This is a genomic window from Streptomyces sp. NPDC040589, from assembly GCF_055594445.1.
Map to the genome: position 1 here is coordinate 197,236 of NZ_JBVIWP010000002.1, position 22,412 is coordinate 219,647.

22 protein-coding genes and 1 pseudogene are annotated in these 22,412 nt (G+C 71.1%); 10 read left to right on the top strand and 13 right to left on the bottom strand.

What is annotated here, in order from left to right:
• Positions 1-252 precede the first annotated feature (252 nt).
• Positions 253-435 (top strand): hypothetical protein, encoded by a 183-nt coding sequence (locus tag ACZ58V_RS07880; protein ID WP_471288938.1) that lies wholly within the window; start codon positions 253-255, stop codon positions 433-435.
• A gap of 221 nt (positions 436-656) precedes the next feature.
• Here ACZ58V_RS07880 and ACZ58V_RS07885 read toward each other — a convergent pair whose 3' ends face one another.
• Positions 657-1,364, bottom strand: coding sequence for a TetR/AcrR family transcriptional regulator (locus tag ACZ58V_RS07885; RefSeq protein ID WP_468185631.1), 708 nt, complete (start codon positions 1,362-1,364; stop codon positions 657-659).
• Positions 1,365-1,512: 148 nt separating this feature from the next.
• Between ACZ58V_RS07885 and ACZ58V_RS07890 the strand changes: the two genes are divergently transcribed.
• The 3 genes from ACZ58V_RS07890 (at position 1,513) to ACZ58V_RS07900 (ending at position 5,524) form a co-directional block, all read left to right on the top strand.
• Complete coding sequence (locus tag ACZ58V_RS07890) at positions 1,513-3,009, top strand: APC family permease (RefSeq protein ID WP_471288940.1); 1,497 nt, start codon at positions 1,513-1,515, stop codon at positions 3,007-3,009.
• A gap of 25 nt (positions 3,010-3,034) precedes the next feature.
• On the top strand, positions 3,035-4,696 hold the full coding sequence (locus ACZ58V_RS07895) for an amidohydrolase (protein ID WP_468185627.1): 1,662 nt from the start codon (positions 3,035-3,037) through the stop codon (positions 4,694-4,696).
• Between the two features lie 72 nt (positions 4,697-4,768).
• Entirely contained in the window at positions 4,769-5,524 is a 756-nt protein-coding gene (locus tag ACZ58V_RS07900) for a hypothetical protein (RefSeq protein WP_471288943.1), read from the top strand.
• Positions 5,525-5,543: 19 nt separating this feature from the next.
• On the opposite strand, the gene ACZ58V_RS07905 is transcribed toward ACZ58V_RS07900, so the two are convergent.
• Complete coding sequence (locus tag ACZ58V_RS07905; protein WP_468186199.1) at positions 5,544-6,947, bottom strand: MFS transporter; 1,404 nt, start codon at positions 6,945-6,947, stop codon at positions 5,544-5,546.
• A gap of 284 nt (positions 6,948-7,231) precedes the next feature.
• Here ACZ58V_RS07905 and ACZ58V_RS07910 point away from each other — a divergent pair, with 284 nt between their 5' ends.
• From ACZ58V_RS07910 to ACZ58V_RS07920, 3 genes and pseudogenes are all read left to right on the top strand, one after another.
• Positions 7,232-8,728, top strand: coding sequence for an MFS transporter (locus tag ACZ58V_RS07910; protein ID WP_468185621.1), 1,497 nt, complete (start codon positions 7,232-7,234; stop codon positions 8,726-8,728).
• Between the two features lie 114 nt (positions 8,729-8,842).
• A complete protein-coding gene (locus ACZ58V_RS07915) occupies positions 8,843-9,256 on the top strand; it encodes an SRPBCC family protein (protein WP_468185619.1) in 414 nt (137 codons plus the stop codon).
• A 79-nt stretch (positions 9,257-9,335) separates the two neighbouring features.
• Positions 9,336-9,551 (top strand): annotated as a pseudogene (locus ACZ58V_RS07920) (hypothetical protein); the annotation flags it as partial.
• A 68-nt stretch (positions 9,552-9,619) separates the two neighbouring features.
• Here ACZ58V_RS07920 and ACZ58V_RS07925 read toward each other — a convergent pair.
• The 4 genes from ACZ58V_RS07925 to ACZ58V_RS07940 all read right to left on the bottom strand — a co-directional run bounded on the left by ACZ58V_RS07925 (position 9,620) and on the right by ACZ58V_RS07940 (position 12,861).
• On the bottom strand, positions 9,620-10,801 hold the full coding sequence (locus ACZ58V_RS07925) for a Rieske 2Fe-2S domain-containing protein (RefSeq protein WP_471288944.1): 1,182 nt from the start codon (positions 10,799-10,801) through the stop codon (positions 9,620-9,622).
• A 102-nt stretch (positions 10,802-10,903) separates the two neighbouring features.
• Positions 10,904-11,551 (bottom strand): hypothetical protein, encoded by a 648-nt coding sequence (locus tag ACZ58V_RS07930; RefSeq protein WP_471288946.1) that lies wholly within the window; start codon positions 11,549-11,551, stop codon positions 10,904-10,906.
• A 69-nt stretch (positions 11,552-11,620) separates the two neighbouring features.
• Positions 11,621-12,499: an alpha/beta fold hydrolase gene (locus tag ACZ58V_RS07935; protein ID WP_471288948.1), complete on the bottom strand. Its 879-nt coding sequence runs from the start codon at positions 12,497-12,499 to the stop codon at positions 11,621-11,623.
• A complete protein-coding gene (locus ACZ58V_RS07940) occupies positions 12,496-12,861 on the bottom strand; it encodes an STAS domain-containing protein (RefSeq protein WP_468185609.1) in 366 nt (121 codons plus the stop codon). The genes ACZ58V_RS07935 and ACZ58V_RS07940 overlap by 4 nt, the downstream gene beginning before the upstream one ends.
• Before the next feature lie 173 nt (positions 12,862-13,034).
• On the opposite strand from ACZ58V_RS07940, the gene ACZ58V_RS07945 reads away from it, so the two are divergent.
• Positions 13,035-13,484 (top strand): ATP-binding protein, encoded by a 450-nt coding sequence (locus ACZ58V_RS07945; RefSeq protein WP_471288949.1) that lies wholly within the window; start codon positions 13,035-13,037, stop codon positions 13,482-13,484.
• Between the two features lie 19 nt (positions 13,485-13,503).
• On the opposite strand, the gene ACZ58V_RS07950 is transcribed toward ACZ58V_RS07945, so the two are convergent.
• From ACZ58V_RS07950 to ACZ58V_RS07980, 7 genes are all read right to left on the bottom strand, one after another.
• Positions 13,504-14,178 (bottom strand): 4-carboxy-4-hydroxy-2-oxoadipate aldolase/oxaloacetate decarboxylase, encoded by a 675-nt coding sequence (locus ACZ58V_RS07950; RefSeq protein WP_471288951.1) that lies wholly within the window; start codon positions 14,176-14,178, stop codon positions 13,504-13,506.
• A 9-nt stretch (positions 14,179-14,187) separates the two neighbouring features.
• On the bottom strand, positions 14,188-15,414 hold the full coding sequence (locus ACZ58V_RS07955; protein ID WP_471288952.1) for an aspartate transaminase: 1,227 nt from the start codon (positions 15,412-15,414) through the stop codon (positions 14,188-14,190).
• 4 nt (positions 15,415-15,418) lie between these two features.
• The gene (locus tag ACZ58V_RS07960) at positions 15,419-16,162 is read right to left on the bottom strand and encodes an SDR family oxidoreductase (RefSeq protein ID WP_471288953.1); all 744 of its coding nucleotides are present in this window, start codon (positions 16,160-16,162) and stop codon (positions 15,419-15,421) included.
• Between the two features lie 46 nt (positions 16,163-16,208).
• Positions 16,209-17,519, bottom strand: coding sequence for an MFS transporter (locus ACZ58V_RS07965; protein ID WP_193481380.1), 1,311 nt, complete (start codon positions 17,517-17,519; stop codon positions 16,209-16,211).
• 95 nt (positions 17,520-17,614) lie between these two features.
• Complete coding sequence (locus ACZ58V_RS07970) at positions 17,615-18,601, bottom strand: 5-oxoprolinase subunit C family protein (RefSeq protein WP_468185594.1); 987 nt, start codon at positions 18,599-18,601, stop codon at positions 17,615-17,617.
• Positions 18,594-19,307 carry a 5-oxoprolinase subunit B family protein gene (locus ACZ58V_RS07975; protein WP_468185591.1) on the bottom strand — a complete coding sequence of 238 codons (714 nt, stop codon included), beginning with the start codon at positions 19,305-19,307 and terminating at the stop codon, positions 18,594-18,596. Before ACZ58V_RS07975 ends, ACZ58V_RS07970 begins: the two co-directional genes overlap by 8 nt.
• Position 19,308: 1 nt before the next feature.
• A complete protein-coding gene (locus tag ACZ58V_RS07980; RefSeq protein ID WP_468185589.1) occupies positions 19,309-20,091 on the bottom strand; it encodes a LamB/YcsF family protein in 783 nt (260 codons plus the stop codon).
• A gap of 256 nt (positions 20,092-20,347) precedes the next feature.
• Between ACZ58V_RS07980 and nac the strand changes: the two genes are divergently transcribed.
• Together nac and ACZ58V_RS07990 are read left to right on the top strand one after the other, a co-directional pair.
• Positions 20,348-21,295: a nitrogen assimilation transcriptional regulator NAC gene (gene nac / locus ACZ58V_RS07985; RefSeq protein WP_471288955.1), complete on the top strand. Its 948-nt coding sequence runs from the start codon at positions 20,348-20,350 to the stop codon at positions 21,293-21,295.
• A 110-nt stretch (positions 21,296-21,405) separates the two neighbouring features.
• Positions 21,406-22,404 carry a 2-hydroxyacid dehydrogenase gene (locus ACZ58V_RS07990; protein ID WP_471288956.1) on the top strand — a complete coding sequence of 333 codons (999 nt, stop codon included), beginning with the start codon at positions 21,406-21,408 and terminating at the stop codon, positions 22,402-22,404.
• The last annotated feature ends 8 nt before the right edge of the window (positions 22,405-22,412 follow it).

The window sequence follows — 22,412 nt, forward strand, 5'->3', positions numbered from 1 at the left end:
CTCGCCGAGGCGTTGAAGTTCAGCCTTGATCGCGGGATCCGTATGTGTCTCCGGCTCGTTCACCATCCCCCCCAGCCGCATCACAGCGCCCGTCCAGTGGGCGAACTGGACACCGACCAGCGTACGGTCTCGATCCAGGTCAGCGTGGTGTGTTTGTCCACTTTCCAGCGTACTGTCGCAGGACACCGCTCTGGACAGCCACCGTCTTGGCGTGGCCGATGGTCGGCCCGACGGTTGCGTCTGGAGAACAACATGACTGGCCTGGACATCGTTTCCCTCCTTCTCGCGGTTCTGAGCGCCGTGAACATCGGGTACGGCGTCGGTTTGCTGTCCCTGCGATCCGGAAGGAACCTCTATGAGGCAGCACTGGTCGGGGTGAGCGCGTGCGGCACCGCAGTGGCTCTGTTCGTCGCCGCCGTGGCTGCGTACCGTTGAGATCCGGTGCTCTCTGGTGGTCGTCTTCAGGCCTCTGGACACGGATGGAGTGGTGGCGCCGGGAATGGCAGGCCACCGCAGCGATACGACGTCCAGCCTGCTGCCCAGCTGGGCACACAACAGCACAGGCTCGGCGGGACCGCACCGAACTCACCGGCGGCCAAGGCCTCGACATCACCCGGACCCGGGCGGCGGCCCGCGGTCGACGTCATGGACCTACCTCACCGGCGAACGCGACGTCCGGCCGGAGCCCGGGCCGTCAAGGCCTCCAGCAGGAGATCCACCGCCTGTTCGAAGGAGCTGTCCGCCATGCCGGGCAGCTCGGGGCGGACCGCGGTGAGGGACGGGTAGGTCTGCGGGTCCAGGTCCTGGTAGACGTCCCGCCAGGCCCGGTGGTCGGCCTCGCGCTGCTGTCGTGGGAGGGCGTGGAAGGCCGCCTCCGCGGCGGCGTGGCTGAGCACGGTGTCGATGAAGGCCAGGTAGAGCCGGGCGGCGTCGGCCGGTGCGAAGCCCGCGTTCAGCAGGAGGCCGATCCCGGTGTCCACGGCGTGGATCTCGTTCCGGCGTCGGGTCACCCGGTGCGCGGCCATGGCGGCCGCCCGGGGATGGGCGAGGTATCCCGCACGGACCCTCGTCGCCATCTCGCGCAGCGAGGCCACCCAGTCGTCTCCGGGGACGAAGCCGGCCATCGCGTCGCCGATGATCCGGTCGGCGATGGCCAGCACCAGGTCGTCGGTGCCGTGGAAGTAGCGGTACAGCGCGGTCGGGTCGCAGCCCAGTGCCGCGCCGAGCCGGCGCACGCTCAGCGCCTCGGGGCCGTGCTCCCCGATCAGGCGCAGGGCGGTCTCGACGATCAACTGCTCCGAGAGCACGACACCGGAACGGGTGGGCCGCCGACGCCGGCGCTCCTGCGGGACGCGGGTGGTCATGCCCCGGACTCCTCTCGTCGCACGCATGTGCAACGCAGTGAACGGCTCCGGCCCGCCTTACGTCAACAGGGTTGACCCAATGTGGACGCCGGTTGTTCCATCGCATTCCCGCGCGGCTCTTCCCGATCCTTCCCCCGAGGAGCCCTCCATGTCGTCCGCCCCTCCGAGTCCGACCACCACGCTGCGCCGATCCCTCGGTGTCGTCGACGGCGTCGCCATCGCCGCGTCCAGTACCGCGGCCACCACCAGCATCGCCATCGGCATGGGCACGATCGCGACGGTCGTGGGCCTCCAGGCCCCGGCGCTGCTGCTCCTGGCGTTCCTGCCGGTGCTCGGCATCGCCACCGCCTACGCCCGTCTCAACCGCTCCGAGCCCAACTGCGGCAACGGCTACGTCTGGGTCGGCAGATCCCTCGGTCCCTGGCCCGGCTTCCTGACCGGCTGGGTGACGCTGGTCGGCTCGGTCATCTTCTGCGCCTACACCAGCGCGATCATGGGCTCGGTCGTCCTGCTCTTCGCCAACAAGGCCGGCCTGACCAGCCTCGCCGGCATCGCCCTCGATCCGACGTCCACCGGCGTCAGCACGGCGGTCGGGCTGGTGATCCTCCTCGCCCTCACGGCCCTGGCCGTCACCGGGATGCGGGCCGCCACCCGGTTCCAGTTCGTCCTGCTGGTCTTCGAGTACGCGGTGCTGCTGGGCTTCTGCGGCTGGGCCCTGGTCACCGGCGACCACGTCTTCTCCCTCTCCTGGTTCAACCCCTTCGAGATCTCCAGCGGCACCAGCTTCGCCCAGGGCATGGTCCTCGCGGTGTTCTTCTTCTGGGGCTGGGACGCGGCCTTCAGCGTCACCGAGGAGACCAAGCGCCCGGACGACTCGGCCCGCGGCGGTCTCATCGCCCTCTTCGCCATGCTCGGCCTGTTCCTCTTCGCCTCGGTCGCCTTCCAGCGGGAGATGAGCCTGGCCGAACTCGTCCGCAACGGCCCCCAGGCCCTCCCCTACCTCGGGTCGAAGCTGGCCGCCGAACCCTGGGCCACCCTGCCCCTGGTCGCGCTGATGTTCTCCGCCGTCGCCTCCGTGCAGGCCACCCTGATCCCCACGGCACGCGGACTGCTCGCCATGGGCCGCGACCGCACCATGGGGCCGCTGTGGACCCGGATCCACCCGCGGTACGGCACGCCCGCCCTCGGCACGGCCGTCGTGATGACCGTCGCCACCGTGATCGCCCTGCTCGCCTTCGCGATCCCCAAGCTGAGCGACATGCTGCTGGCCGCCGTCAACGCCATCGGTCTGATCGTCGCCCTCTACTACGGCCTCACCGCGCTCGCCTGCGCCGTGCGCTTCCGCTCGGCGCGTCACGACGGACCGCGCGAGGCGCTGCTCGCCGTCGGTGTGCCCGCCGTGGCCGGGCTGGTCCTGCTGGGCCTCGGCGGCTACCTCGGATACTCCTACCTGACCATGAGCGATCACTTCGAACTGAGCCCGGACAACGGCTGGTTCATGTTCTCGCTGCCCGCAGTGATCGTGCTCGCCGGGCTGGGCATGGCGGCCGTGGCCAAGTACGTCCGGCGCTCGCCGTACTTCACGACGGGGCACGGCACCGACGCCGATGCCCTCACCCTCCCGATGGACCGCACGGCGGTCTGAACCCTCCCCCATGGAGTTCACCCTCATGTCGCACCCCCACGCCACGGGACCGGCCGACCTCGTCTTCACGGGCGGCCCCGTGCACACCGTCGATCCCGCCCGCGGCAGCGCCACCACCGTGGCCGTGCGCGGCGGGCGGATCGCCGCCGTCGGCCACGACGAGGTGCGCGAGCTGATCGGGCCGCGCACCGAGGTCGTCGACCTCGCGGGGAAGCTGCTGCTGCCCGGCTTCCAGGACGCCCACGTGCATCCGCTGGGCGCGGGCATCGAACTCGGCCAGTGCCATCTCGGCGACACCGTCGACCCGGCCGAGTACCTGCGCAGGATCAGGGCGTACGCGGACGAGCACCCGGACGCCGAGTGGATCACCGGAGGCGGCTGGTCCCTGGAGGCGTTCCCCGGCGGCTCCCCCACCGCCGCCGCCCTCGACGCGATCGTCCCGGACCGCCCCGTCTTCCTGCCCAACCGCGACCACCACGGCGCCTGGGTCAACAGCCGGGCCCTGGAGCGCGCGGGCATCGACGCCCGTACGCCCGACCCCGCCGACGGCCGTATCGAGCGCGACGCCGGGGGAAACCCCACCGGGATGCTCCAGGAGGGCGCGGTCCACCTGGTGGGCCGGCTGCTGCCGGACCCCACGCCCGAGGAGAAGCTCGCCGCGCTGCTGCGCGCCCAGACCGTGCTGCACTCCCACGGCGTCACCGCCTGGCAGGACGCCATCATCGGCACGTACGCCAACATGACCGACCCGGCGCCCGCCTACCAGGCGGCCATGGCCCGGGGCCTGCTCACCGCCCGGGTGGTCGGCGCGCTGTGGTGGGACCGCGAGCGCGGCGCCGAGCAGATCGCCGAACTGGCGGCTGCACGGGACGAGTTGAGCCGGGACCGGTTCCGCGCCGGGACGGTGAAGATCATGCAGGACGGCATCGCCGAGAACCACACCGCCGCGATGCTCGACCCCTACCTGACCGGCTGCGGCTGCTCCTCGGACAACAGCGGGATCAGCTTCGTGGAGCCCGGAGAGCTGCGGAAGTACGTCACGGAGCTGGACGCGCTCGGCTTCCAGGTCCACTTCCACGCGCTCGGCGACCGCGCGGTGCGTGAGGCCCTCGACGCGGTGGAGGCCGCCCGGGCTGCCAACGGCCATCGCGACACACGGCACCACCTCGCACACCTCCAGGTCGTCCACCCCCACGACCTGTCGCGTTTCCGCGCCCTGGGCGCGAGCGCCAACCTGCAGATGCTGTGGGCCGCGCACGAACCGCAGATGGACGAACTGACGTTGCCCTTCCTCGGCGCGGAGCGCGGCGCGTGGCAGTACCCCTTCGGTGATCTGCTGCGCGCCGGCGCGACCCTCGCAGCGGGCAGCGACTGGCCGGTCAGCAGCCCGGATCCGCTCCAGGCCATCCATGTCGCCGTCAACCGGATCTCGCCCGAAGCACCCGGGGGTACCCCGGCCTTCCTGCCGGAGCAGCGCCTCGACCTGGGCACGGCCATCGCCGCCTACACGGCGGGCAGCGCCTCTGTGAACCACCTCGACGACACCACCGGCAGCATCACCGCCGGGAAGTCGGCCGACCTGGTCGTCCTCGACCGCGATCCGTTCGCGGGCCCACCCGAGGAGATCGCCGCGACCCGGGTCCTGGAGACCTTCGTCGAGGGCCGGCGCGTCCACACCGCCGGGTAAAGGGCCTGGGGGCGGACCCGTAGGCGTGTTCCAATGCACCTGCGGGTTCCGCGTGAAACGGGGGGACGAGACATGGTGGAGTCGCCGGGACGCGAGGCGCTGCGGTCCGTTCTCTGGCTGGTGATCGCTGTCGCGGCTCTCGTGTTCGGAGTGGCGTCGGCCCTCGAGGTCCGGGGAGCGCTGGAGCGGGAGCGGGAGTTCCGTGCCGCGCCGGCCTGCGCTTCTGTTCCGGTGCGGGCGTCGGGGTGCGTGTGGGCGCAGGAGTTCACGGTCCGCGAGGCCGACACGAACCGTGGTGAGCGGAACGCCTCCCCGGAGGCGGAGCTGGTCCTGCCGTCCGGCAAGCCGTGGAAGGTGACGTTCCTTCGGGCCGGTCCCGTGGTCTCCGAACTGGAGCCGGACGACAGGGTAGTCGGCCTGATCTGGCACGGGCGGGTCGTCGAGGTGCGGGACTCCGACGGGCGGCGGCAGCAGACGTCCTCCGGGCCGGTGGGGTGGCCCGAGGACCGTCTGGGCGGCGCGCTGGCCTGTGTCTCGTTCGGCCTGACGGCCCTCGTGGGAGGGCTGTGGCCGCTCCTCGCGCGGGGCGACCGGCGTCATGCGAAGGCGGGGACCGTGGTGCGGTGGCACGGCGTCGGCCTGGGCGCCACCGCGATCCTGACCCTCTGGGCCCAGTCGGCCAATGACTGGCCGATGTGGGCGATACCGGCGATCTGGGGGCCGCTCGCGCTGCTCGTCCTTGCCTCCATGACGGCCTTCGCGCTCGCTGCCGTACGCGGCGACCTGGACGACGACGCGCCGCGCCAAACTCAACCGCAGACCACGTGAGGCCCGGCCGCATGCACCCTCACGTCTGCCGGGCGTGCACCGGACTGTTGGCGACGTCCTCCGGGCAGGTCCCGTGCCCCTGCCGGCTCCGCCGGTCACGGCGCCAGTCGAACGTCGCGAGGGCCAGGGCGGCCGCCATGCCGGCGAGTGCGGCGCCCAGCGCGATGACGAGGGCGCCCCGGTAGTCGTCGCTCCCGCCGAGCACCAGATAGAAGAGGCCGGGCAGGGCGGCGGTGCCCACGGCGGCGCCGAGCCGCTGCCCGGTCTGCAGAGCGCCGCCCGCCGCACCCGCCATGCGCACGGGCACATCGCGCAGTGTCATGGTGATGTTCGGGGAGATCACGCAGCCGCTGCCGGCGCCGCCGAGGAACAGCGCCGGGGCGGCCAGCCACGGCGCGATGCCGACAGGTGCGAAGCGCAGCAGCAGCGCGGTGCCGCCCAGGCCGACGATCACCGCCGCGAGCCCGCCCACGGTGAGCATGCGCCCCAGCCGGTCCACCAGCCGCCCGGCGATCGCGGCCGCGCAGGCCGAGCCGAGGGCGAAGGGGGTCACGGCGAGGCCGGACCGGAGCGGGGAGAAGCCCAGACCGTCCTGGTAGAAGAGCGCGAAGACCAGCCAGACGCCGCTGAAGCCGACGAAGTAGAGCGTGCCGACGCCGGCACCGACGGCGTAGCCGCGCACGGTGGTGAACAGGCGCGGATCGAGCAGCGGCTGGGTGCCGCGGGCCACCAGTCGGCGCTGCCGTCGGGCGAAGGCGACGAGAAGCGCGGCACCGGCGGGGAACAGCCACCACAGCCGTCCGAAGCCGCCGGAGCCCGCCTGGACCAGTGGAAACATCAGCGCGAGGACGCCGAGGCCGAGGAGCAGGACCCCGGGCAGGTCCACATGGCCCCGGCCGGACCGCTGGGTGCGGGGCAGCAGGCGGCGGCCGAGCAGGACGGCCAGGATGCCGATGGGGACGTTGACGTAGAAGATCCACCGCCAGCCCTGGGCTCCGTCGGCCAGGGCGAGGATCATGCCGCCGACGAGGGGCCCGACGGCGGAGGAGATGCCGACGGTGGCGCCGAAGAACCCGAAGGCGCGACCGCGTTCGGCGCCGCGGAACATCTGCTGGATGAGCGCGGAGTTCTGGGGAGCCATGAAACCGGCGGCCAGGCCCTGGGCGAGCCGGGCCGCCACCAGCAGCGTGATGCTGGGGGCCGCACCGCAGGCCGCGCTGAAGACCACGAAGCCACCGAGGGCCAGCAGGAAGATGCGGCGGCGGTCCAGCGCGTCACCGAGGCGGCCCGCGGTGACGAGCGCGAGAGCGAAGGCGAGGGCGTATCCGGAGACCACCCACTGCACCTGGGCGGGAGAGGCGTGCAGGCCGCGCTGGACGGAGGGCAGGGCGACCACCACGATCGAGACGTCCAGCAGGCTCATGAAGCCGGCCACCAGTGTGACCCACAGGGCCCGCCACCGGCGCGGATCCGGCTCGTACCCGGCAGCCTCCTGTGCCGACGCTGTCACCTGGGCTCCTCTCACCGGGGCCCCACCTTCACCCGGGGAATCACGTTCCCCCACCAGGGGACGGGCACACGTCACAGCCCGCAAGCGGAACAGGCCGTACGCCAGGAAGATCGTCTGTGACGTGGACGGGCGTTTGAGCGCGCGAGAACTGTGCAGGCGTTGTGCTTGGGAAAACGACCGGCGAAAGGAACGACGTAATGGCGGCGACCGACAATGACGAGTCGGTGGATCCCGCGGCTGTGAGACGACACCGGATGCTGTTCCGGGCGATCGAGAAGCGCCGCCACCCGAAGCTGCGCCGCAGCGACATCACCGTGACCGACGACGCGGCGGTCAAGCGCGCCACGAAGGCCGCCGCTCTCGGCAACGCGATGGAGTGGTACGACTTCGGCATCTACAGCTATCTGGCCGTGACCATCGGAAAGGTCTTCTTCCCGTCCGGGAACGACACGGCCCAGCTGCTCAGCTCCTTCGCGACGTTCGCGGTGGCCTTCCTGGTGCGCCCGCTCGGCGGCATGGTCTTCGGGCCGCTGGGCGACAAGGTCGGCCGTAAGCGCATCCTCTCCCTCACCATGATCATGATGGCGGTGGGGACCTTCGCGATCGGCCTCGTCCCCTCGCACGACGTCATCGGCCTGTGGGCTCCGGCCCTGCTGATCTTCTTCCGGCTGGTGCAGGGCTTCTCGACCGGCGGGGAGTACGGGGGCGCCTCGACGTTCATCGCGGAGTACGCGCCCGACAAGAGGCGCGGCTTCTTCGGCAGCTTCCTGGAGCTGGGCACACTCGGCGGCTATGTCGGGGCCTCCGGTCTCGTCGTCGTCCTCAACAGCGTGCTCAGCGCGGACGAGATGCTGGCGTGGGGCTGGCGCATCCCCTTCCTGGTGGCGGCGCCGCTCGGGTTCATCGGCCTCTATCTGCGGCTGAAGCTGGACGAGACGCCCGCCTTCCAGAAGCTGGAGGGAGGCCAGGTCAAGGCGAGCGAGGCCGCCGATTCCGTGGAGACCTCGGCCACCGGTGACCTCGGCAGGATCTTCACCCGGTACTGGCGGCCGCTGCTGCTGTGCCTGGCGCTCGTGGCGGCGTACAACATCAACGACTACATGCTGCTGTCGTACATGCCGACGTACCTGTCCGACGAGCTGGGCTACGGCACCAATCACGGGCTGCTGATCCTGCTCCTCGTGATGGTCCTGCAGATGTGCGTCATCAACTACGTCGGACGGCTCTCCGACCGCTTCGGGCGCAAGCCGCTGCTGATGACGGGGATGCTGGGCTTCCTGTTCCTCTCCGTGCCGTCGTTCCTGCTCATCCGGCAGGGCAGTGTCGTCCTCATCGCCCTGGGACTGCTGCTGATGGGGCTGTCCCTGGTGATGATGCTCGGCACGATGTCGGCGGCGCTCCCGGCGATCTTCCCGACCCACGTCCGCTACGGCTCCCTCTCGGTCGCCTACAACCTGGCCACCTCGCTCTTCGGCGGCACGACGCCTCTGGTGATCACCGCTCTGATCAGCGCCTTCGACTCGACCCTCATGCCGGCGTACTACGCCACGGGCGCAGCCGTGATCGGCGTCATCGCCGTCCTGTGCATGCGGGAGACCGCCAACAAGCCGCTGGCGGGCTCGCCGCCGTCCGTGGAGACGGAGGCGGAGGCGACGGAACTCGTTCAGGCGCAGTCGCCCCAGCCCAAGTTCTGAGGACCGACGTGAAAGGCCCCGTCCGCAGGGTGCGGGCGGGGCCTTTCACGGTTGGGTCCTGGCAGCCCGGGAACGCGGTGCGCTGTACGCCCCCGAAGCGAGGCAGGTACCGCGATGACCGAGTACGAACGTTCACGCACGATGCCCGCACAGCCCGAGCATGTCTTCGACGAGGCCGCGAACGTCGGCCGGCTGGACACCTGGCTGCCGGAAGCCCTGCATGTGCGGGCCGAGGAACTGCCCGCCGTCACCGTGCACGAGGACCGCACGGACGAGGACACCTCCGCCCTGCTGCGCGCCCGCCGCGATCAGATGCGGATCGAGTGGGGCACCCGGGACCAGGGCGGCTACGCGGGATGGCTCCAGGTCGCCGGCCTCGGCAGCGGAGCCAGTGAGGTGACGGTGCACCTGTCGTTCTTCGACACCGGCCACGATCCCGGCGAGCGGGCCGTCGGCGACGCGCTGGACACCAGCCTCGAGCGGCTGGAGGAGCAGGTGCGGCTGCGCGTCGACCACGCGGCCGGCTGACTGCGACACGCGCTGTGGGTCGCAGTACGCCGTCACCGCGTCCGGACAGCGGACCGACGAGGAGGAGAGCCGGCACCGTCTGCCCTCCGGCGAGGTGTACGCCTGGGAGCCGGGCCGCGACGAGACCGTCTGCGGGCTGTCCCTCAGCCGTTCCCGGCTGATCCGCTTCCCGCACGTTGGCTGGATGGAAACCTTCCCGGAGTCCGGCGGCGCGGTACAGCGCCCGTGCCCGCGCCGCGCCTCGGCCGCCGGACGCCGTGGCGACGACGCCCGCCCACCGTGGCACCGCACCAACCTCGGCCGTGAGTGGTGTCCCGCCGATGCCGGGGGCTGCCGAAGCCGTGCCCGGCCAGACGGCCGGCGTCAACCCGTCGAGGGCTCGCCGAACGCGGATCCCGGGCCGTCGCACACCGGGGCCGTGCTACACGCCGCCGTCCGGGCCCGGATGGGGACGCCGTTGGAGCGCAGCAGCTCTCGGACGTCCAGGATCAGGGAGAACACCTCGTGATTGCGGTCCTCGCCCTGCTCGTCCCAGGCCCGCTGCTCGGCTTCGACGGCCATGCGGTCCTCGGCGAAGACGCGTTCGGTGAAGCGCCTGATGAACGGCCAGGCCAGCTGGAGCGCGCCGGGAACCCGGGGCTTCTCGATCATCAGCAGACCGTAGGTGCGGCAGACGCGCTGCTCGGCGTCCTCGGGCACATAGGCGGCCCAGAGACGGAAGGCCGGACGCTCGGCGTTCTCGGGGACCAGGTCGAGTGTCTGGTACGGGTACGCGGTGCGGATGGTCATGACGTCGCTGGAGTCGCTGCCCCTGATGCCCTCGGCGGCCAGCAGGCTGGCGCCTCGGTTCCGCTTTCCCCCGGCGTGGGTGAACAGGTAGCGGGCCTCCACCGACCGCGCGTCGGTCCGGTGTTCCAGCAGTTCGGGGTGGAGCCTGCCGACGACGCCCCGGTGGAGGAACTGGTGGTTCATGTCGAGCAGGTTCTCGTGCATGAACGAGTAGTGGCAGCGCACGGTCCGGGAGTAGGTCATGGTCCTGTACCGCGGTGAGCCGAAGGCCGGCAGTTCGGGCAGGGCTGTGCCGGCCGCCTTGTCCGGGTCGCCGGGGAACACGAACACCAAGCCGTAGGCCTCGCGGACGGGGTAGCCGCGCACGCCGCGCGGCGGCCGGCCGTCGTCGCGGGACAGGTACGGGATCTGCGAGATGCGGCCGTCGCCGCGATAGGCCCAGGCGTGATAGCAGCAGCGGAGGGTGTCGCCCTCCACTACGCCCATGCTGAGCGGCACCTGCCGGTGCGCGCACCGGTCCTCCAGCGCGTGCACGGTGCCGCTCTCCCCGCGGTAGAGCGCGATGCGCTCACCCGCGAAGGCGGTCGCGATCACCCGCTTGTTCCGGACGCTCCGGGACAACGCGACCGGGTACCAGAAATCGGGGTGCGCGCCGACGCGCCGGAGGTCGGCCTTGCCGGTACCCGGGCCGGGGTGCGGCGAGGGCCGGCTTCCGTCCTCGGCAGGGAAGGTCCTGGCCCTGTCGGTCTCGGACATACCTCTCCCTCGCACGCGCACGGCTGTCCCGGGCTCCTCCATCCTGAAGGGCGCCTCCCGGCCACGCCTTGCCCAGCGCGTGCGGACGGGTGAGTCGCGCGTTCAGTGGGCGAAGGGCGGCGAGAAGCAGCCGCTCTCCGGGTACGGGCCGCCCGCCACCGCCGAGAAGTTCGTCTTCTGGACGAACGCCATGACGCAGGCGTCGTCGTGAACGCGCAGGGCGACTTGCGCCCCCTCGGGCGTCACGTATCCGTCGTCCCTCCAGCGTGAGGACATCCCGGTGACGGTGAGCGTCCCGCCGAGCCGTTTGCCGTCCCGTGTGACGCGCTCCTCCTCGTAGCCGAGCCGGAGCAGGGCCTCGCGCACCGTCGCGGGGTCCCACGTCCGCCGCTTCCAGAGCCTTTCGAGTACCGGCCTGATGCGATCGGCCTCCCGCTCGGCATCCTTCGCGTGGGCCGGGGACATCTCTCCGGGACGGCGGTGGCCGTTGTTCTCGTTGTAGTGCGGGGCCCCGTCACCGGCCCCGGGCTCCACGTACGGCGAGGCTCCGACGGCACTGGGCGAGGCTCCGGTGGTACTGGGCGAAGGCCCGGCAGTACTGGGCGAGGACCCGGCGGACCTGCTGGGAGTGGCCCCGGCCGTCGCGCCCGAGGCGTGCAGATCACCGCAGGCGGTGAGGGTCAGGATCGCGACGAGGACAAGCCCGACAGCGGCAACAGGGGCCCGGCGGGCGGAGGTTGGGGCGGACATGCGGCGACCCTCTCATCGCGACCGGCCGACCGGATCGGTGTTTTCGCGGGCCTCACCGAGTACGCGTACTCATGACGGCGGGGCGTCGAGAAGCTTGGCGAGTTCCCCCAGGAGCCGGGCCGCCGGCGCCGGGTCGACCAGCCACTTCAGGTGGCTGCCGTCAAGGGTGCGGACGTCGTACGGGTTGTCCGGCGTCAGCCGGTCGCCCTCACGGATCAGCCGGTCCTGCAGGGCGAGAGGCATGCTCGCGTCGCCGGCCAGGCGGACGAAGGTCTTCGGGACACGGCCCCAGGTCGCGGCCCGCGCCCGGTCCGTCGAGGCACCGGCGTCCAGGTTCTCGTCGGGCTGGAAGGTGTTCAGGAAGGCCAGGAACTCCTCGTCGGTGCCGTCGGCGAGGAAGGCCGCCTTGAACGCCGCGAGGGCGTCCGGGTCGGCGGTGCGGAAGTTGACGCGGAGCAGGCCGAGTTCGGCGGGGTCACCGGCCATCGCCGCACCCAGCGCGGCGACGTCGACCGTGGCCATCTCCGGCTCGGCGTAGTAGGCGCCGACGTCGAGATCGACCGGGCACCAGGCCGCGACGTAGACGATGCGGTCGATCAGGTCCGGCCGCGCGTTGGCCGCCGCCGTGGCCGTGATGCCGCCGCGGCTGTGGGCGACGAGGATCACAGGGCCGTGGTGCTTGGCCCGTTCCAGGATCCCGATGAGGTGCGCGGCGTTGTCGGCGAGCGTCACACCCTTGATCGAGCCGGGCGCTCCGGCGAGCCCTTCGAGATCCTGCGGCGCCTGATAGGCGCGGGTGTAGGTCGCCCCGAATCCGTGACCGGGCAGGTCGACGGCGACCGAACGGTGCCCGAGGAGGCCGAGTTCGGCCTGGAGCGGTGCGAAGGAGAAGGAGTTCGCGAAGGCTCCGTGCACCAGCACGAACGTCGGCTGCCGCTGTCCGCTCACGCCAGAGCCTCCTCGACCGTGGCGTGGCAGGCGACGACGGCGTCCAGGCCGACGAGCTGGACCACCCGCATCACCGATCCCCGGATCCCGGCCAGACGCAGCCACCCCTGTGCGGCGTCGGCACGCTGATGGGTGTGGATGAAGACGTTGATGCCGCTGGAGTCGATGAAGGTCACGCCGCTGAGATCCGCCACGATCCGGGGCGCCCCGCCATCGCCGTCCCAGGGCGACAGGGCTTGCTGCAGTGCGTCCTTGACTCCGTGGTCGATCTCGCCGCGCAGGGTCACGACGCGGATGCCGTCGACGGTGGAGTGTTCGATGGACAGCCGGTCCGGCCGGCTCGTCCCCTGGTTGTCGGTCACCGTCTCCTCAACTGCGCCTGGGCTGCCCCGTGCAACGTCTGTGCCGACGATTGTGCCGCACTCTCCCGGCCGGACGCATCCGATCGACTGTGCCGAACAACACGCCCGTGGCATGCATGACAAAGTGAGGGGTACACGCACGTGCGTGAACGGGGAGTAGAAGGACGATGCTGTTGGAGCCGCAACCCGACGGGGACCGTACTGAGCCCGGCGCCCGCCCGGCGCAGGTCGGCTACGCCTTGGGCGGGGACGACGGCTGCATCGCCCAGGCCCGTCATCACGCGGCCGACTTCCTCACCCGGCTCCGGGAGGAGCAGGGCCTGGACGTCTCCCCGCGTGCCATGGACCTGACCCAGCTGGTCGTCAGTGAGCTGGTCACCAACTCCCGTAAGTACGCGCCCGGTCCCGTTCTCATGGAACTGCGCGTCGCGGGCGCCGCGGTGGAGGTCGCTGTGTGGGACAGCGACCCCGCCGTGCCCGCGGCCCGGGCCGCCGACCCGGACCGCGTCGGCCAGCACGGCCTGGAGATCGTCAAGGCCGTCGCCCAGGACCTCGACATCGAGCGGCAGCCGGTCGGCAAGCGCATCACCGCCCGCATCTCCCTGACCGACACGAGGCCCTGACCGGCACGCCCTTCGCCCGCTACTCCTCGATCACCAGTCCCTTCGCCGCGAGCAGCGGCTCGAGATCGCAGATGTCGATGACGGTCCGGCCCGCGCGGTACGCGGCGATGTAGTCCGCCTCGGTGTCGACCCGCTCCTGTGAGGCGGCGGCCACCTCGGCCGCGTCCTCGCGGCGGACGAGGACCACGCCGTCGGCGTCGGCCCGCATCACATCACCGGGTCGGACGAGCACGCCGCCGACGGTGACGGGCTCACACATCGGCCCGACGGTCTCCTTGACCGTGCCCTTGATGGAGATGCTGCGGGAGAAGACGGGGAATCCCAGGGCGCGAAGGTCCTCGGTGTCCCTCACGCCCGTGTCGGTGATCAGGCCGCCGAGCCCCTTGGACCGGCAGGCGTTGGCGAGGACGTCCCCGAAGGAGCCGGCCTCCTCGTAGGCTCCGGCGGAGACGACGATGACATCCCCCGGGCGGGCGTAGGCGATGGCGGTCTGCAGCATCAGGTTGTCGCGGGGTGCGCACTGGACCGTGAAGGCGGGGCCGCAGAGGGACATGCGGTGGTCGACGGGCTTGATGACCGAGTCCAGCGCGCCGAGCCGGCCCTGCGCCTCGTGGATGGTGGCCGAGGAGAAGGCCCGCAGTTGCTCGACCAGAGCTGCGTCCGGCCGATCGAACTTCGTGCTGACGCGGATCATGACGGCCTTTCAGACGGAGGGAACGGTGGAGGGGGCGGCGGACAGGTCGGCGCACGCCGTCGCGATGCGCGCGCAGGCCTCGGTGAGCACGTCCGTCGACGTGGCGAAGGAGATGCGGAAGTAGCCGGGCGCGCCGTACGCGGCTCCGTGGATGACCGCCACCTGCCCGCTGTCGAGGAGGTGGCGGGCGAAGTCCTCGTCGCTCTCGATCCGGCTTCCCGACGGGGTGAACTTCCCGATCGTGCCTCGGCAGTTGACCAGGAGGTAGAAGCCGCCGTCGGGGACGGTGCAGCTGAGACCGGGAATGTCGTTGACGAGCTTCACGGTGGCGTCGCGGCGTGCGCGGTAGACGCGCACGGTCTCCCGGACGAAGTCCTGCGGTCCGGTGAGCGCGGCAGCGGCGGCGGCCTGGCTCACGGAGGAGGGGCAGGAGGAGGTCTGGGACTGCAGTGTGTTGATCGCGGTCACCAGGTCCGCCGGGCCCACGCCGTAGCCGATGCGCCAGCCGGTCATCGCGTACGTCTTGGAGACGCCGTTGGTGAGGAACACCCGCTCGGCCAGGCGGGGTTCGACGGCGGCCAGGGACGGGGCGTCCTCCTCGCGGTACCAGATCTCGTCGTAGATCTCGTCGGTGAGGACGCGCACCTGCGGATGGTCCAGCAACACGTGGGCGAGCGCCCGCAGTTCGGCGGGGGTGTACGCGGAGCCGGTCGGGTTGCCGGGGGTGTTGAGGACGACCCAGCGGGTGCGCGCGGTGATCGCCGCCCCGAGCCGCTCCGGAGTGAGCTTGAAGCCGTCCGTCTCGGGGCAGTCGACGACGACCGGGGTGCCGTCGTTGGCGCGGACCATGTCCGGATAGGACACCCAGTACGGCGCGGGGACGATGACCTCGTCCCCTTCGTCCAGGGTGGCCATCAGGGCGAGGAAGATGACCTGCTTGGCTCCGCCGCCGACCGCGATCCGCTCGTCGGCGCACTCCAGCCCGTGGCGCTCGCGGAGTTTCCCGGCGATGGCCGAGCGCAGCCGCGGGGTGCCGTTCACGGGGGTGTACTTGGTCTCGCCCGCCTCGATGGCCTCGATCGCGGCGGCCTTGACGTGGTCGGGGGTGTCGAAGTCGGGCTCGCCCACGGTCAGGTCGAGGATGGTGTGGCCCTGGCTCTTCAGCTCGCGCACGCGCTGGGCGGCGGCCGTGCTCGGCGAGGGCTTGATACGGCGTACCCGCTCTGCCGTGTTCATGCGATCAGCCCTCCCTGCGCTCGAAGTTGAGGCCGCCGGGGACCTGGAAGGTGGGCAGGATCTCGATGTGGCCGATGTTGACGTGCCGGGGCGAGTCGACGGCGAACTCGATGGAGTCGGCGATGTCCTCGGGCTTGAGGGACTCGTAGCCGTCGTAGAACCGCCGCTGGGCCTCCTCCATGTCGCCGAGCAGACGGCCGAAGATCTCCGTCTCCACGCGCCCCGGGCAGATCTCGGTGACCCGGACCCGGCGGCCGTAGCCGTCGACCCGCAGCTGGCGGGAGAGGGTGTGCACGGCGGCCTTGGTGGCGTGGTAGATCGTGTTGCCGCCGAAGTTGTAGACACCGGCGATGGAGCTGATGTTGACGATGTGGCCGAGGTCGCGCTCGACCATGCCGGGCATGACCAGGCGCACCAGGTGCAGAACGGCCTGGATGTTGACGGCGACCTGCTCGTCCACGGCGAACTCGTCGGCGGTCAGGATGTTGCCGGTGCGCGAGACGCCGGCGTTGTTGACGAGGATGTCGATCTCCAGGCCGTCCAGCTCGGCGGTGAGCGCCTCGGTGTCGGTGATGTCGACGGCGTGCGGGATGCAACCGGTGTCGCGGGCCAGGGCATCGAGCCGTTCGGCGTTGCGCGCCACGGCGTGGACCTCGAGGCCGTGCTTGGCGAGTCGCTCGACGACCACGGCTCCGATGCCGGTCGACGCTCCGGTGACGAGGGCCGTCCTGTAGTCGGAGATGGGCATGCTGCTGTGCTCCTTGGAGTGGGGGGCGTGCGGGTGCGTGGGTCTGTCAGGCGTCGCGCAGGGGCAGGTGGGCGCGGTCCTTCACCCGGGACACGGCGATGAGGGTGCCGAGGGCGGTGACGACGGCGTAGAAGGCCGGCATGTTGACGTTGCCCGTCTGGGCGATGAGGTAGGTCATCAGCAGCGGGGCCGTGCCGCCGAAGAGCGCGGAGGAGACGTTGTAGCCCAGGCCGTAGGCGGAGTAGCGCACGCGGGTGGGGAACAGTTCGACGAGCAGGATGTGGATGACGCCGGTGTGCCCGGCGAACACGACGGCCATGACACAGGCGCCGACGACGGCGAGGGCGAGGTTGCCGGTACCGATCAGGAGGTAACAGGGGATGCCGACGACGGCCATGGCGATCGCCGAGCCGGCGATGACCTTCTTGCGTCCGATCCGGTCGGAGAGACGGCCCATGTAGGGGATGGCGATACAGATCGCGACCAGGCTGGAGGCGGTGACGAGCAGCCCCTGGACCTTGCCGAAGTCGAGCTCGCTGCTCATGAAGGTGGGCATGTAGCTGAACAGGACGTAGTACCCGGAGCCGTTCATCAGGGGGATGAACAGGGCCAGCAGCATGGCGCGGCGGTGCTCGGCGGAGGTGAACGCTTCCTTCAGGGGGTTCTTGGACAGGCCGCCCTGTTCCTTCAGGCGGTTGAAGTTGGGGGTGTCGCTGATGCGCTTGCGGATGTAGATGCCGGTGATGCCGAGCGGGACGGCGAGCAGGAACGGTATGCGCCAGCCCCAGGACTCCATGCGCTCGTCGCCGAGTCCGCTGGTCATGGCGGCGGCGACCAGTGTGCCGGTGAGCAGGGAGAGGAAGGAGGCGATCTGCGCGTAGCTGGTGTAGAGGCCGCGTTTGCCCTCCGGGGCGTGCTCGGCGAGGAAGCTCATCGCGCCCGACGCCTCGCCGCCGACGGAGAAGCCCTGGGCGACGCGCAGCAGGATCAGCAGGACCGGTGCCGCGATGCCGATGCTCGCGTAGGTGGGCAGGATGCCGATGGCCGCGGTGGCGACGCTGATGAGCATGATGACGAAGACCAGCATCCGCTGGCGTCCCATGCGGTCGCCGAGGTGGCCGCAGATGATGCCGCCGAGGGGGCGGAAGAAGAAGGAGACGGCGTACCCGAGGAAGACGAGCATGATGGCGTCGTCGGAGCCGGGGAAGAAGACGGCGGCGAGCGTTCCGGCCATGAAGCCGAAGATGCCGTTGTCGTAGAGCTCGGCGAAGATGCCGACGCATCCCGCGAGGGTGACCTTCCGGGCTGTTCTGGGGTCGACGGTGTTGGGGACTGGCTGAGCGGCCATGGTGGTCATGGCGTCTCCTGTCTTGCGGCGGGCTGGGGACGAGATGAGGGGCGTGGGGCTCCGTGCGGGCGGGTGAGGGGGGGCGTTGGGGAGGTGGCTGGGCGTCAGGCCGTGTCGGGAGCGCGGATGCGCAGGGCGTCGAAGGCGGTGCGGACGCGGGTGCGCAGGGCGTCGACGGCGCCCCGCTGTGCGCGGTGGGCGGTGACCGCCTGGTCGAGGGTGCGCTGGCGGAAGCGGATGCTCTGCCCGGGGCGCACCTGCCCGAGGGCGGACAGGCCGGTGGCGGTGACGACGGCGAGGACGGGGTAGCCGGCCGTGACGCCGCGGCCGCGGTGCAGCACGAGGAGTTCGTCCCCCGCCGGCACCTCGACGGCGCCGATGGGGACGCCGCGGGAGAGGATCTCGCCCTGGGTGACGCGGCGGGGCACGTCGCCCTGCAGTCGCAGGCCGATGTGGTTGCTGCGCGGGCTGACGGTGAAGGGAGCCTCGAACAGCCGGCTTCCTGTGTCTCCGAAATCGGCCCGGTCGGGGCCGTCGGTGACATCGATCGTCCAGGTCGTGGGGAACGGGGGGACGGGGGCGTTCAGACGGAACAGCGGGATCCGTGAGAAGGGGTGGTCGAGGGGCGGACAGGCCGCGCGCAGCACGAGTTCGTCGCCGCTGCTCAGGGCGGGGCCGAATCCCAGGATGGTGTCGGGGGCGCAGCTGCCTTGAAGGTAGTCGGCTTGGAACGAGCCGAGTATGGCCAGGTAGACGCGCAGTCCCCGGCGGATGCCGGTGACGCGAAGGGTCTCGCCCGCGCACACGGAGACCGGTTCCCACTGGGGGCGGACGCCGCCCTCGACGGTCACGTCGGCGGGGGCACCGGTCACGGCGACGAGGATGTCGGCGGAGGGCACGCACGCGAAGTCGAACGCCGTGATCTCCAGCAGCGGGGCGCGGTCGTCGTTGCCGCACAGGACGTTGGCGACGCGCGCCGAGTGCTGGTCGGCGGCTCCGCCGGCGGGCAGACCGTAGCGGGAGCGGCCGACCCGGCCGAGGTCCTGCACGGTGGCGATGCCCGGGGTGCGGATCGTGAGGGTGTCAGCCATGGCAGGCCGCCAGGGAGGTTCCGGCGTGGTCGTCCCACTCGTCGGGTGTGATGGGGACGAAGCGGAAGGTGTCCCCTGGCCGGTAGGCGGTGATCGGGTCGCTGTGCAGGTCGAGGACGCGCACGGGGGTGCGTCCGAGGAGCGGCCAGCCGCCGGGCGAGGGCATCGGGCAGATGACCGCCTGCCGTCCGGCGACGGCGACCGTGCCGGGGTCGACGTGGGTGCGGGGCGACGCCAGCCGCGGCACCGGTTTCGGGAAGGGCGGGCCGTCCGTCATCGGCGCCCCGGCGGGCGCTCCGAGGCAGCGCACGGTGAGGTCGCTCCCGGAGTGGAGGGCGACGACCTCGCTCTCGGTCAGGTCGAGTCGGCGGGCGACCTCGGGCAGGTCGGGCCCGTGCTCGCCGCCGTAGACGACGGGCACGACGAAGCGTCGGGGCGGTGTTGCCGGCGCGGGGTCCGGTCCGAGGCGGGCGGCCTCGTGCGCCACGATCCGCCGGACGGTGTCGTGGTCGGTGCCGGTGCAGTCGAACTCCACGAGCAGGGCGTCGTAGGTGGGCACCACGTCGTGGACTCCGGGGAGCCGGACCGCGTCCAGGGCGTCGGCCAGGGCGTGGACGAGCCGCCAGGCGTCTTCGGCGTCCAGGCCCACGGCCCTGGCGGTGAGGGCGGAGTCACCGCAGTCCGTGATCGTGATGTTGGCGTTCATGTCAGGCGCCCGTCCCGCTCAGCACCTTGTCGAGCGAGGCGATCTCGACACCGGCGGCGAGGAGTTCCTCGCGGATGCGGCCGGCCAGCGCGATCGCTCCGGGGCTGTCGCCGTGCAGCAGGACGGTGTCGCAGGCGACCGGGATGTCCTTGCCGTCGGCGCTGCGGATGACTCCCTCGGTGACCATGCGCAGGGTCCGCCGGGCCACCTCGTCCGGGTCGTGGATGACCGCTCCGGGCTCTGAGCGGGGGACGAGGGTCCCGTCGTCGCGGTAGGCGCGGTCGGCGATGCCGACGATGCCCACGCGCAGTCCGCGGGCCCGGGCGGCGTCGGCGAGCTCCCCGTCCTGCGCGAGGACGATCAGCGACTCGTCCAGGGAGGCGACGGCGTCCACGACGGCACGGGCGTAGTCGGCGCGTACCGCGACCAGGTTGCCCAGGCGTCCGTGCGGGGCGACGTGCTGCACGCGGGTGCCGTGCGCGACGGCGAACGCCTGGAGGGCGCCGATCTGGTACAGCATGTCGGTGCGGACCTCCTCGGGCGTGAGGTCCATGGCGCGGCGGCCGAAGCCGACCAGGTCGGGAAAGCTCGGGTGGGCGCCCACGGCGACCCGGTTCTCCACGCAGGTCCGGACGGTGGCGTCCATGATGCGCGGATCACCGGCGTGGAATCCGCAGGCGACATTGGCGGACGTCAGCATTTCCAGAAGGGCTTCGTCGTCGCCCATTGTGTAGGCGCCGAATCCCTCGCCGAGATCGGCGACGAGATCAACCGTGGGGGTCATGACGTCCTCCGGGAGAATATGGGGAAGGACAATGCGAGGAAGGGAATGCCATCACGTCTTGGTGATTTCCCGAGAATCATCCGGGCTGGATGTTCCGCTCAACTTAATCCCATGCTCGCTTGACCGCCAATATGCGTTCGGTCTGGCGTTATCGCGAACGGTTATGACCCGCCTCACACCCCTGCCACCTCTCGGGGGTGTGCTTCGGGGTGGCCCCTCCCTACGATGAGGCTCCGCTCCCCGTGGAAGGCCCCGCATGGACACCAGGCGTCTGTACTCGTTCATCAAGATCATTGACGCGGGGAGCATCACGCGCGCGGCCGACATCCTGCACATCGCGCAGCCCGCGCTCAGCCAGCAGCTGTCCGCGCTGGAAGCGCAGTTCGGGCAGCAGCTGCTGATCCGCAGCAAACGCGGGGTGGCCCCGACCGAGGCGGGCCGGGCGCTGTACCGGCACGCCCAGCTGATCCTGAGGCAGGTGGACCTCGCGCACGCCGCCGTGGAGGTCTCCGGCCGGGCTCCCGCCGGCAGCGTGTCCGTGGGGCTCGCGCCGTACAGCCTGGGCGCGGCGCTCGCGCTGCCGCTGCTCAAGAGCGTGCGCGAGCGCTACCCGGACATCCTGCTGCACATCAACGAGAACTTCGGCGGTGTGATCAGCGAGGCCATCATGACCGGGCGGATGGACATGGCGTTCATCTACGGGGCCGGCCCCCTGCGGGGTGTGCAGTTCGAGCCGTTGCGGACGGAGGACCTGTTCCTGATCGGCGCGCCCGGCGGTACGGCCCCGTACGGAGCGGGCGAGGTGGATCTGGACGAGCTCAAGGACGTGCCCCTGCTGCTGCCCAGCCGCATCCACACGATCCGGCAGGTGGTGGACGCCGCCTTCCAGCAGGCCTCGCTCCTGCCGAACGTGGCGGGTGAGGTCGAGTCCGCGCTGACGCTCGTCAACGCCGTCGACGCGGGCCTCGGCGCCACCGTCCTGCCCTGGTCGGCCGCGCGCGCCATCCTCGACGTCCGCTCCCTGTCGGTACGCCGCATCGTGCATCCCGTGATCCAGGTGAAGCTGTCCCTGGTCACCTCGGACAACCAGCCCCTGTCGGAACCCGCCCTGGCGGTGCACGACCTGTTCCTGGAACTCATCACGGATTTCGACAACTCTCCCCACGATGACTCCCCGCACGACGACTCCCCGCACAAAGAATAAGGAGCCGCAATAGCGTCACACGAAATATCTATTTGTTCCCGGTGGGTGCCGAGGCTACGTTTTCACAACGCCGCACGGTCGACATGTGAAGCCCGAAACCGGAGACACAGATGAAAAAGCGTGTGCTCACCACCCGTGAAAACCTGCCCGGCAACGGCCTGGACCGCTTGTCCGAGGCGGCGGAAAGGGTGGCCTGGCCGGGTGACGGCAAGCCCGGGCCCGCGGACCTCGCTGCGCTCGCACCCGGAGTCAGCGGAATCCTCGCCCTGGGCAACGACCCGGTGGACGGCGCGCTGATGGACGCCGCCGGCCCCTCTCTGCGGGTGATCGCGCTGGCGAGCATGGGCTTCGACAACGTCGACCGGGCCGCCGCCGCCGAGCGCGGCATCGTCGTCACCCACACCCCGCGTGTGCTCGCGGAGACCACCGCCGACCTCACGTTCGCCCTGATCCTCGCCTCCCGCCGGCGGATCGGCGCCGCCGGAGCGAGCCTGGCCTCGGGCTCCTGGGGTCTGTTCCGGATGCACGACTACCTCGGTCTGGACATCCACGGAGCCACCCTCGGCCTGGTCGGCTACGGCCAGATCGGCCGCGCGGTGGCCCGCCGGGCCCACGGGTTCGGCATGCGCGTGCTCCATCACGACCCCTACGCGCCCGACGACGACCTCTCCGCCTCGGTCGATCTGGCCACGCTGCTCGCCGAGTCCGACGTCGTGTCGCTGCACGTGCCGCTCACCGAGGAGACGCGGCACCTCATCTCCGCCCGCGAGCTGGCCACGATGAAGCCCACGGCCACCCTGGTCAGCACCTCCCGCGGCGGTGTCGTCGACGAGGAGGCCCTGCTGCACGCCGTCCGGGAAGGGCGGCTGCACTCCGCCGGGCTCGACGTCTTCGAACGCGAGCCGATGGGACCGGAGTTGTCACCGCTGGTAGCCGAACCGAACGTGGTCACACTGCCCCACATCGGCTCGGCCACCGAGGCCACCCGGGCCGCCATGGTCGACCTGGCGGTGGACAACATCCTGGACGTCCTGGCCGAACGCCCCGCCCGGACGCCTCTGCCGGGCAGCCCTGCGGTGCCGTCCCCGACGGAGGCAGCACCGCGGTGAGCGGGATC